The sequence below is a fragment of the Clostridium sp. USBA 49 genome (genome assembly GCF_900167505.1).
Taxonomy (GTDB): Bacteria; Bacillota; Clostridia; order Clostridiales; family Clostridiaceae; genus Clostridium_AT; species Clostridium_AT prolinivorans.
The window spans coordinates 167,406-179,309 of record NZ_FUYD01000002.1 but is presented as its reverse complement, the minus strand read 5'-3'; the positions used below and the strand labels follow the sequence as shown (position 1 = coordinate 179,309).

The following is an 11,904-nucleotide window of genomic DNA, read 5'->3' as shown; positions in this document are numbered from 1 at the left end:
TATGATAATAAAATCAATTTATGCATTTCTTGCTTCTTTAGGATTTGGAGTATTATTTAATATAAAAGGCAAAAATTTATTTTTTGCTTCATTAGGCGGGGGAATAACATGGGGTATATATTTAGTTGTTTTTAAATATTATAAATTTGATTTGTTTTCCCTTTTTATTGCTTCATTATTTGCAGGAATATATTCTGAAATTTTTGCTCGTATTTTAAAGACTCCTGTTACAACTTTTTCTATATGTTCTATAATAACACTAGTACCTGGTAGAGGTATGTATTATACTATGTTAGAATCAGTTCAGGGTAATATAAATAATTTCCTAAGCACTGGACTTAACACTTTATCAAGTGCTGGTGCTATAGCTGTTGGTATATTATTAGCATCCTCTGTTACTAAAGTCATAACTTTTATATTAAAAGCAAATAAAATTTCTAGCAATCGCTAGAAATTTTATTTTATAAACATTAATAAGGCTTTCATTAATTCATCTACTTTATCTTTATTTTCATCTTCTTCACTTAAAATGCAACATTTTGCATAATTTTCTAAAATCATACCTCCAACTTTATTTATCGCTGAACGTATTGCAGCTATTTGTATAAGAATATCTTTGCAATTAGCATCATTTTCAATCATTTTTTCTATACCTTTTACCTGTCCTTCTATTCTTCTTAATCTATTTTGCATATCTTTTTTTATATCCATTAATATTCCCCTCCAACTAGAAATTAAATTTAAAATATAACTGTGCTTATAAAAAAGCACAGTTATATTTTAAATTATTCTTTTATCAAAATTCCAAGTTCATCAAGTTGTTTTTTATCAACTATATTAGGAGCTTCTGTCATTGGATCAAAAGCATTTTGATTTTTAGGGAACGCAATAACATCTTTAATATTATCAGTTCCGCTTAAAAACATAATAAGTCTATCAAATCCAAAAGCTAATCCACCGTGTGGTGGTGGTCCATATTTAAATGCTTCTAATAAAAATCCAAATCTTTCCCAAGCCTTTTCTTTAGTAAATCCAAGTAAATTAAATATCTTTTCTTGTAAATTTGTATCATGTATTCTTATACTTCCTCCACCAAGTTCTTCTCCATTTAAAACTATATCATAAGCTTTAGCCCTTACTTTAAGAGGATCAGTATCTAAATATTTTATATCTTCATCCATAGGTGAAGTAAAAGGATGATGTTCAGCTACATATCTTTCTTCCTCTTCGTCATATGAAAACAAAGGAAACTCAGTAATCCATACAAAATTAAACTCATTATTATCTTTTAATATATCTAATTTTTTAGCTAGTTCTAATCTCAATGCTCCTAAAGCTTGAAGAACTATTTTATTTTTATCTGAAACAATTAAAACTAAGTCTCCTTCTTTAGCACTTGTTTTTTCTAATATGAATTTTATTTCTTCTTCTTTTAAAAATTTTGAAATTGGAGATTTTATTCCATCTTCTTTCCAAGCAATCCAAGTTAATCCTTTTGCTTTATATCCTTTAACAAATTCTGAAAGCTTATCTAAATCTTTTCTTCCCATATTTGCACAATTATCAACTTTTATAGCTCTAACACTTCCTCCATTTCCAATAACTTCAGTAAATACCTTAAAATCACTTTTTCTTACTTCATTACTTATATCTATTATTTCCATTCCAAATCTAAGATCAGGTTTATCTGTTCCATATTTTTCCATTGCAGTTTTATATGGCATCCTTTTAATAGGAGTTTCTACTTCAATATTTAGTATTTCTTTAAATACTTTTTTAATAAGTCCTTCGTTTAAAGCTATGACATCATCTTCTTCTACAAAACTCATTTCAATATCAACTTGAGTAAATTCAGGCTGCCTATTAGCTCTTAAATCCTCATCTCTAAAACACTTTGTTATTTGAAAATATTTATCAAATCCAGATACCATTAATAACTGTTTAAAAAGTTGAGGAGATTGAGGTAATGCATAAAACATCCCATTATAGTTTCTACTAGGTACAAGATAATCTCTAGCACCTTCAGGAGTACTTTTTGTAAGTATAGGTGTTTCAATTTCTAAAAAGCCATTTTCATCTAAATAATCTCTAATTAATTTAGCAGCTTTATGTCTTATCTTAAAAATATTTTGCATGTCAGGTCTTCTAAGATCTAAATACCTATATTTCATCCTAATGTTTTCTGATGCATCTAAATTTTCTTTTATATATATAGGTGGAGTTTCTGATTCAGATAAAATTTTTATATTTTTACCTTTTAACTCTATCATGCCAGTAGGTAAATTAGGGTTTGGGGATTCTCTTTTAACTATTTCACCAGTAACAGCTATACAATATTCAGACTTTAATTCATCTGCTTTTATAAAAGCATTATTATCTATAGTATCACCAAATACAACTTGTAAAATTCCACTTCTGTCCCTTAAATCTACAAAAATTAATCCTCCTAAATTCCTTTTTCTTTGTACCCATCCCATAACTGTAACTGTTTGCCCAACATTGTTTTCTTTAAGTTCTCCGCACATTATCGTTCTTTTCAATCCTAAAAGTGCTTCTCCCATTTTCATTCCTCCTCGTATAATAAGCTTATAGTCAGTTAAATGACTGATAAATATAAATTATTTAATTATATAAACTTTTTAACAAATTAATTTTTTTGTTTATCATTTCATCAATTCTATTAATATATTCATTTACATCTTTTATATTAGCAAACCTTTCTATTCTATTTTCATCTAAAAATACAATTTTAGAAACTGCATCTGCTCCAAATGCTATTATACTTTGTTTTTCTTCAATCATTTGTATATTATATATACTTTCTTTTCTCTGCTTTGCATATCCTATATTTTCCATGTTGCCGAACATGTTCTTTTGTCTATACATATAATATGGTTTCATGTTTAAATCATTTGCTAATAATACTGTTTCTTCATACATATCATTTATTTCTTTTTGACTTAATTCTTCTAGTTTATTTTTATTAATTAAATTTTCATGTAATTTAGATGCTCTTTTAATAGATAACCCATGAACTGTTATACTATCTGGATTAAGTTCTTTAATTTTTTTACAAGTTTTATTAATATGTTCTAACTTTTCTCCCATAAGCCCAACTATAATATCCATATTTATATTAGAAAATCCTAACTCCCTAGCTAAATTAAATTTATCAACAACATCCAAAGAAGTATGATTTCTTCCTATTTTTTTCAAAGTGTCATCATTCATAGTTTGAGGATTTATACTTATTCTGTCTACCTCAAACTTTTTCATAGTTTTAAGCTTATTTTCTGTAATGCTATCCGGTCTACCGCATTCAACTGTAAATTCCTGAATATCCATTTTATTTATTAAATTATCATATATAAATTCCATTATATCATAAAACTCGTAATCATTTATGGAAGTAGGAGTTCCTCCACCAAAATATACACACTGAATTTTTAAATTTTTTTCTTTTATAAAATTTATAATAGTAGATATCTCCTTTTTCAACGCAACTAAATATGGATTAACCAATTTGTTGCATCTTGATATAGGGTTAGAAGTAAATGAACAGTATAAACATCGTGTGGGACAAAATGGCATACCTATGTATATACTTATAGTATTAGAATCTTTATTAATAAATTTTTCTTCAGATTTCGCAATATCTATACATAATTTAGCTTTATTTAATTTTGTATTATAATGTTCTTTATAGTATTTTATTATTTCTTCTTCGGTTTTACCATTTTGAATTAAACTTAAAGCAATTTTACTAGGTCTAATTCCAATTAATGTTCCCCATGGAAATTCTTTGTTTGTTGCATTTTTTAAAAAAGAAAATAATGCTAAATTTATAGATTCTTTAGAAGTTAATTTATAATCCTTTATAAATTCAAATTTATTATTATAAGAACTTATAATTATTTTTTTATCATCAATTATAATATTTATATCTCCTTCTTCATCTACAAATACAATATTTTCTAAAGTATAGTACAAATTAATAATTTGAAATACTTCATATCTAAATTTCATATCATTTAAATATACTTTTATCATAATTACTCCTAAATTTTTTATATTATAAATTTAAAATACTATATAAAAGGATTATTTTCTTTTTCATATTTTATATTAGTTTGAGCACCGTGACCTGGAAATACAATAAAATTATCATTTAGAGTAAATAATTTATTTTTTATACTTTTTATAAGTACATCGAAATTACCACCGCTTAAATCAGTTCTCCCAATTGAACGCAAAAATAAAGTATCTCCAGTAAATAATTTATCATCAACTTTATAACACACTCCTCCAGGGCTATGACCTGGAGTTTCTATACATTCTATAGATAAATTCCCTAAATTAAAAACTTTCCCATCTTCAACATCCATATTAAATGTTACATCTTTGCCTTTAAATTTTAAAGGTCCGAACATAAATTCTCCATTTTGTATAAGTTCTCCATCATTTTTATTTATATAAGCCTTTACACCAAAAGCTTCTTTAAGTTGCCCAACCGCTCCTATATGATCTATATGACCATGGGTTAAAAGAATAAATTTAACTAATACATTTAAAGATTTTATGTATTCTACAAGCTCATCCCCATTCTCTCCAGGATCGATTATTGCACATTCATTTGTAATATCATCAATTAAAATATAACAATTGGCAGCATATATTCCTACTGGTATTCGTTTGACTATCATGATAAGTCACCTCATTAAAATGTTTTTTTACTATCTATTAAAAGTGTAACAGGACCATCATTTTCAATATTTACAATCATTTCAGCTCCAAATATGCCTGTTTCAACCTTTTTTAAAGTCTTTTTACATTCAAATATAAATTCATTATAAAGTTTTTCTGCTTCTTCCCCTCCAAGTGCTCCCATAAAATTAGGTCTTCGTCCTTTTCTACAATCACCATATAATGTAAATTGGGAAACTACAAGTAGTTCCCCTTCTACTTCCAATAAAGATTTATTCATTTTACCATTTTCATCTTCAAAAATTCTCAAATTTAAAATTTTATCTTTTAAATAAACTATATCTTCTATAGTATCTTCTTTTGATATCCCAATTAGCACATTTAGGCCAGCACCAATCTCTCCAACAACTTTACCTTCTACAATAACGCTTGAAGACCTTACTCTTTGAACTACAGCTCTCACTATTTTTCACTCCTATTAAGTTTTAGTTCTATATATTTCCATTACACCATATAGCTTTTTAATTTTTTTCATTAACTCTTTAAGATGTTCTACATCTGAAATTTTTAATTTGATATTTATAATGGCAATATTATTTTTTATTGTTTTAGCGTTAATTGCACATAAATATGTTTTTGTTTCAATTATAAGTTCCATTATTTCTGATAATAAGCCCTCTCTATCTTCAGCTTTTACTTGTATTTCAGTAACATATTCAGATCCCTTTGAGGTTCCCCAACTTACATCAACAATCTTATTTTCAACATTTGCAAGCAATGATTCTATATTTTTACAATCTTTTCTGTGTATAGATACTCCTCTACCCTTAGTTATATATCCTATTATTTCATCTCCAGGTACAGGATTGCAGCACTTTGCAAATCTTACTAAAATATTGCTTATACCTTTAACAACAATTCCTGGATTATTTCCTTTAATTTTTTTAGAATTATCATGGTTTTTTGCAATTGTCTTATTTATTTGTTCATCTAAATTTTTCACATTTTGAATTGTATTTTTATTTCCTTTTAAGTAATTTTCTTTTATCTTACTTACAATACTAGAAGCCGCTATATCTCCAGCTGCTACAGCTGCAAATATATCTTCTAAACTATTCATATTATATTTTTTTAATAATTGATCAATTATATCTCCCTTTGCAATTTCACCAAAATTAAATCCTTGCTTTTTGGTTTCTTTTTCTAAAAGATCTCTTCCTTTTATGATATTTTCTTCTCTTTTTACTTTTTTAAACCAAGCTCTTATCTTACTTTTAGCTTGATTACTTTTGGTTATATTAAGCCAATCAATACTTGGGCCTTTAGCTATAGATGAAGTCAATATTTCAACTATTTCACCTGTTTTAAGCTTATAGTCTAAAGGAACCATCCTACCGTTAACTTTAGCCCCTATACATCTATTACCTATATCTGTATGAATTTTGTAAGCAAAATCTATAGGCGTTGATTCATTTGGTAGATTAATAACTTCGCCTTTAGGCGTAAAAACAAATATTTCATCTGAAAAAAGATCTATTTTAAAACTTTCCATAAACTCTTCTGCATCGGAAGTATCTCTTTGCCATTCTAGTATCTCTCTAAGCCATGAAAGTTTTGAATCAAGATTTCCTTCATTGCTTTCATTGCCTTCTTTATACTTCCAATGAGCTGCTATACCATATTCTGCAGTTTTGTGCATTTCAAAAGTTCTAATTTGTATTTCAAAAGGTTTCCCCTCATGCCCTATAACAGTAGAATGAAGAGATTGATACATATTAGGCTTTGGCATAGCAATATAATCTTTAAATCGCCCTGGAATAGGTTTATACATAGTATGGACTATTCCTAAAGCCGCATAACAGTCTCTAACACTATTGACTAAAATTCTTACTGCTGTCAAATCAAAAATTTGATCAATTGTTTTATTTTTATTAACCATTTTTCTATATATGCTATAAAAATGTTTAGGTCTTCCATCTATATCTGCTTCGATTCCAGCTTTCTCTAAATTTTCTTTTAATTCTTTTGTAATTTTAGAAATATATGCTTCTCTTTCTGCTCTTTTTTCAGAAATTTTTTGTACTAAATCATAATATTCATTAGGATTTGTATATCTAAATGCTAGGTCTTCTAGTTCCCATTTTATCTTAGAAATACCTAATCTATGAGCAAGAGGAGCATAAATGTCAAAAGTTTCTTTAGCTGTCTGCTTTTGCTTTTCTACAGGTCTATATTTTAAAGTCCTCATATTATGAAGCCTATCTGCAAGTTTTATCAAAATAACTCTTACATCTTTAGCCATAGCTAATAACATTTTTCTAACATTGTCAGCTTGTTGCTCTTCTTTAGTTTTAAATTGTATTTTATCTAATTTAGTTACTCCTTCAACTAAATCAGCAACTTCCGAATTAAATTCCTTAACAATGTCTTCATAAGTATAAGGAGTATCTTCTATTACATCATGGAGTAATCCCGCAACAATTGTATTTGTATCTAAACCCATTTCAGCTAATATACAGGCAACTTCTAGAGGATGAATAATATAAGGTTCTCCTGATTCTCTTTTTTGATTTTTATGAGCATCAAAAGCAAAATTATAAGCTTTAGTTACAAATTCTTTATCCACATTATTACAATTATTATCAATTTTATCCATCAACTTGCTAAGCATTTGGGCTACTCTCCTAAAATCAAAGGCTGGTTAATAAAACCAGCCATTATTTTTTATAATAATTATATAATATTGTGTAGAATTTTGCAATTTAAATTTACTTAGTCATAAATTTTATCTTAAGAATATTAAAAATCATATTTTACTAAAGACATAATATCATATCCTTGAAGTTTATCTCTTCCCTTTAACTCTGTTAATTCAATTACAAAATTAATTGATACAACTTCTCCACCAACTTGTTCAATTAATTTTGCTACAGAACTTATAGTTCCTCCAGTAGCAAGTAAATCGTCTACTATAGCTACTCTTTGACCTGGTAATATAGCATCTTTATGGATTTCAAGTTCATCACTTCCATATTCAAGATCATATTTAACTCTTATAGTCTCAAAAGGAAGTTTACCTTTTTTTCTGACTGGTACAAATCCTGCTCCAATTGCATAAGCTACAGGTGCTCCAAATAAAAATCCTCTTGCTTCTGGTCCTACTATTATATCTATGTTTTTGTCTTTTAAATAATTTGCTATTGTATCTATTGTATACTTTAAAGAGTCTTTATTTTGAAGTAAAGTAGTAACATCTTTAAAACTTATACCTTCTTTTGGAAAGTCTTCTATTACTCTAATATTTTCTTTTAAATCCATCTTATTTCCCCCTCAATTTTATATTTATAATAGGTAAAGTAAACTCTAACATCATTTGCTGTTAATCATTATTTTCAAATATAAAATCAAATGTAATACATAATTTTATATTATTAAATAACTTTACTTAATAAAAACACTATTACATTATAATTAATTATTTGTATATATTCAAGTTTTTAAATTTAAATATACTAAAAAACTTCAGAGTATTCTCTGAAGTTTTTTTATTAAGCAACTTTAACTGTTTTTGATTTTTTAGATCTCTTTTTTAATATTACCCAAAATGGAGTTGCTATAAATATTGAAGAATAAGTACCAGATATTACACCAACTAATAAAGGTACAGTGAATTCTCTAACTGACGGAACATAAAAATACAATACAATCAGTGCTATTATAACTGCTAAACCAGTATTTATAGATCTAGCCATAGTTTGTGTCATACTTGCATTTGCAAGAGCAACCGGATCTGATTTCTTTATATATTTTTGATTTTCTCTTATTCTATCAAATACAACTATTGTATCATTTATAGAATATCCTACAATAGTTAACATAGCTGCTATAAATGGTGAATTTACTGGAAGTTTAAACATTGCATAAAATCCCAAAACTACAAGTACATCATGTACCAAAGATAACATAGCTGCAATTCCAAATTTAAATTCAAATCTTATTGCAATATATATAAGCATACCAATTATAGCAATACTTACTGCTATAATAGATTTTTGCCTTAGTTCTTTTCCTACAGAAGCTCCTATTCTTTCTTGAGATATAATTGCTTTATCTTCAAGCTTATATTTTTCTTTTAATTCTTTAAATACTAAATCAACTTGCTCATCAGTTATATCTTTACTTTTAACTTCTAGTTCTACTGTATTTTTACCTTCAACTTTAGAAAAATTAGTTTGAGCATCAGAAACATATTTGCTTAATATATCATCTATTTCTTTTTTATTTTCTTCCTTAGGCATTTCTATCCTAACTATTGTTCCTCCTGCAAAATCCAATCCAAATTGCAATCCGTTTTTCGCAAGAGAAACTAATCCTAATAATATAATAATACCTGATATAGTAAACCAAAGTGTAGTCTTTTCTATAATCTTTAGCATAATACTTTTACCCCCTAGCCTTTACAACAGCAGTATTTCTTATTCCAAATGTACCTATAGTACGTTTATTGAGTATACCCATATTGGCAGCTAATTTTATTAAAAATCTTGATACGGTTATTGCTGTAAACATACTTAAAAGTACTCCTATAATTAATGTTAAAGCAAAACCTTTTACAGTACCAGAGCCTAAATAATAAAGTATTATGCCTGATATTACAGTAGTTATATTAGAGTCTAAAACTGACGTCATAGCCCTATGGAAACCAGCATTTATAACTGAATTTATACTTTTACCAGATTTTAATTCTTCTTTCATTCTTTCAAATATTAAAACATTAGCATCTAAAGCCATACCTGTTGATATTATAAATGCAGCTATTCCTGAAAGTGTAAGTGTAACACCGGTTGATGCATAAATTAAAAGTAAAAGTATCATATATAGAATTAATGCTATACTAGCAATCAACCCTGGAACTCTATAATAAAGTATCATAAATGCAAATATTAAAATTAAAGCAATGGCTCCTGCTTTAATACTTTGTGATAATGCATTTGCTCCTAAAGTAGGTCCTACTACTTTAACTGATTCAGTTTTAATTGTAAGAGGAAGAGCTCCTGATTTTATAATACTTGCTGTAGATTTAGCTTGTGCTAAGTCTTTACTACCTGTTATAACAGCCTTGCCACCTGTTATAACAGATTGAACTGTAGGATTACTTATCATATCTTCGTCCATATATATTGCAATTTGCTTACCAAGGTATTTTTCTGTAGCATCAGCAAATTTTTTAGTACCTGATGATGTTAGTTCTAGTCCTACAATAGGTTGCCCTTGTTCATCTAAATATGCTGTTGCATCTTTTATATCTTCTTTACCAGTAAGAATTACAGTTCCATCTGGAGCTTTAAAAGTTAAATTTCCTGTTTTCCCTATTTCATTAATTACTGCTTGAGTATCAAATCTATCTGGAATATCAATTCTTATTCTTTTATTTCCTTCTTGTTGAACTGACGTTTCACTTACTCCTAAATTATTAACTCTCATAGATAATAATTCGATGGTTCTTGCAACATCTTCTTGTTTTACATTGGGTTCTTGTATCTCCATTAATACAGAAATACCACCTTTTAAATCTAATCCTCTTTTTATTGTTTCAGAAAAAGGTTTAATTCTATAATCACCAATTACTATACCTTTTCCAAAACTATAAGCAAAAAAAGCAATTAAAAAAATAATTACAAAAAATAATGCCGTACTTCTTATTTTAACTTTTCCTTTGTTTTTCATCATTGTCCCCCTCTGCATATTTCATAGGATTAATTATATTACTTTTAGAAAACACTGTCAATTAACGTTTGTATACGTTTAATCAGCTTTATTTTCCATCATCTGAACTTTTAGTGCAATAGCACATTCTATCCTCTTTTTTTGCATTTCGCATCCTAACTCATATGGTATATGTATATCTCCATTAAAATTAAAATTATTCGCTTGACAGCCTCCACTACAATAAAATCTAGCCCAGCAATCTTTACATGTTGGTTTATTATATATGTGAGCTTTTTTAAATTTATCAGATATATTATTGTCTATATTCCCATCAAAAATAGTTCCCATTTTAAAATCTTCATTTCCTACAAATTGATGGCAAGGATATATATCTCCATCTGGAGTTATTGCAACATATTCATGTCCTGCACCACAGCCTGATATTCTTTTATATACACAAGGTCCTCCATTTAAGTCTATATTAAAATGATAAAATTTAAAGCTTTTTCCTTCTTTATGACGCTTTAAAAGCTCTTTATATAATTTATCATATTGTTCAAAAATTGTAGGCAAATCTTCTTTTCTAATAGAAAGTTCATGATTTTCAGGAAGAACAACAGGTTCTACTGAAATCTCTTTAAAACCTAAATCTGCTAAATGCTTTATATCTTCAAAAAAATCTGTATTAGCTCTTGTAAATGTTCCTCTTACATAATATTGTTTTGTTTTATCTCTTTTTTCAACCATTGCTTTTATTTTAGGAAGTATTTTTTCATAGCTTCCAGTACCATCTTTTTTTACCCTAACATTATCATTTACATTTTTTCTTCCATCTATACTTAAAACTATGTTTCCCATTTCTTTATCTATATATTCCATAATTTCATTGTTAAGTAATGTGGCATTAGTTGTCATAGTAAATCTAATTATTTTATTATATATTTTCTCTTGTTCTCTTGCATATTGAACAATTTCTTTAATAGTTTCAAAAGCCATTAAAGGCTCTCCTCCAAAAAGATCAACTTCAATATTTTTTCTAGGTCCTGAATTTTTTATTACAAAATCAATAGCTTTTTTCCCAACTTCAGGTGTCATAATTTTTCTGCACCCTTTATATTCTCCTTCATCAGCAAAACAATATTTACATTTTAAATTACAATCATGTGCTACATTTAAGCAAAGAGCTTTTATAAAAGACTTTGAATTGTCATTTATAGCTATATCTTCATATAAATCTTTTGTATATAAGAGACCTTCTTTTATAAGCTCTTCTAATTCTTCATAAGCTTCTATAATTTCACTTTCAGTATATTTATCTTTATATGTATTTAATAACTCATTTTTACTTTTTAGCTTGTCTTCATCTAGAATATCATAAACTAATTCATCTATTAAATGCACTGTACCAGAATTTACATCTATCATATAACGATTATTGTCTTGTATAAATTTATGAACTAAAGTCAATTTAAACTCCTCCTAAAAATAATT

At 27.2% G+C, this 11,904-nt stretch carries 11 protein-coding genes; 1 reads left to right on the top strand and 10 read right to left on the bottom strand.

Features of this window, described 5'->3' with window-relative positions; genetic code table 11:
• Position 1: 1 nt before the first annotated feature.
• Positions 2–451, top strand: coding sequence for a threonine/serine exporter family protein (locus B5D11_RS02770; protein WP_078681524.1), 450 nt, complete (start codon positions 2–4; stop codon positions 449–451).
• A gap of 5 nt (positions 452–456) precedes the next feature.
• Here B5D11_RS02770 and B5D11_RS02765 read toward each other — a convergent pair whose 3' ends face one another.
• The 10 genes from B5D11_RS02765 to scfB all read right to left on the bottom strand — a co-directional run bounded on the left by B5D11_RS02765 (position 457) and on the right by scfB (position 11,880).
• Complete coding sequence (locus B5D11_RS02765) at positions 457–711, bottom strand: metal-sensitive transcriptional regulator (RefSeq protein ID WP_078681523.1); 255 nt, start codon at positions 709–711, stop codon at positions 457–459.
• Positions 712–785: 74 nt separating this feature from the next.
• Positions 786–2,561, bottom strand: a complete 1,776-nt coding sequence (gene aspS / locus B5D11_RS02760) for an aspartate--tRNA ligase (protein WP_078681522.1) — start codon at positions 2,559–2,561, stop codon at positions 786–788.
• 61 nt (positions 2,562–2,622) lie between these two features.
• Complete coding sequence (locus tag B5D11_RS02755) at positions 2,623–4,053, bottom strand: coproporphyrinogen III oxidase (protein ID WP_078681521.1); 1,431 nt, start codon at positions 4,051–4,053, stop codon at positions 2,623–2,625.
• Between the two features lie 35 nt (positions 4,054–4,088).
• Positions 4,089–4,703: an MBL fold metallo-hydrolase gene (locus tag B5D11_RS02750; protein ID WP_078681520.1), complete on the bottom strand. Its 615-nt coding sequence runs from the start codon at positions 4,701–4,703 to the stop codon at positions 4,089–4,091.
• Positions 4,704–4,717: 14 nt separating this feature from the next.
• On the bottom strand, positions 4,718–5,167 hold the full coding sequence (gene dtd / locus B5D11_RS02745; RefSeq protein ID WP_078681519.1) for a D-aminoacyl-tRNA deacylase: 450 nt from the start codon (positions 5,165–5,167) through the stop codon (positions 4,718–4,720).
• A 15-nt stretch (positions 5,168–5,182) separates the two neighbouring features.
• Entirely contained in the window at positions 5,183–7,375 is a 2,193-nt protein-coding gene (locus B5D11_RS02740; protein WP_078681518.1) for a RelA/SpoT family protein, read from the bottom strand.
• Between the two features lie 128 nt (positions 7,376–7,503).
• On the bottom strand, positions 7,504–8,022 hold the full coding sequence (locus tag B5D11_RS02735) for an adenine phosphoribosyltransferase (protein WP_078681517.1): 519 nt from the start codon (positions 8,020–8,022) through the stop codon (positions 7,504–7,506).
• A gap of 230 nt (positions 8,023–8,252) precedes the next feature.
• On the bottom strand, positions 8,253–9,140 hold the full coding sequence (gene secF / locus B5D11_RS02730; protein ID WP_078681516.1) for a protein translocase subunit SecF: 888 nt from the start codon (positions 9,138–9,140) through the stop codon (positions 8,253–8,255).
• Between the two features lie 7 nt (positions 9,141–9,147).
• Positions 9,148–10,431, bottom strand: a complete 1,284-nt coding sequence (secD, locus tag B5D11_RS02725; protein WP_127836403.1) for a protein translocase subunit SecD — start codon at positions 10,429–10,431, stop codon at positions 9,148–9,150.
• Positions 10,432–10,509: 78 nt separating this feature from the next.
• Complete coding sequence (scfB, locus tag B5D11_RS02720; protein ID WP_078681514.1) at positions 10,510–11,880, bottom strand: thioether cross-link-forming SCIFF peptide maturase; 1,371 nt, start codon at positions 11,878–11,880, stop codon at positions 10,510–10,512.
• Positions 11,881–11,904: the final 24 nt, after the last annotated feature.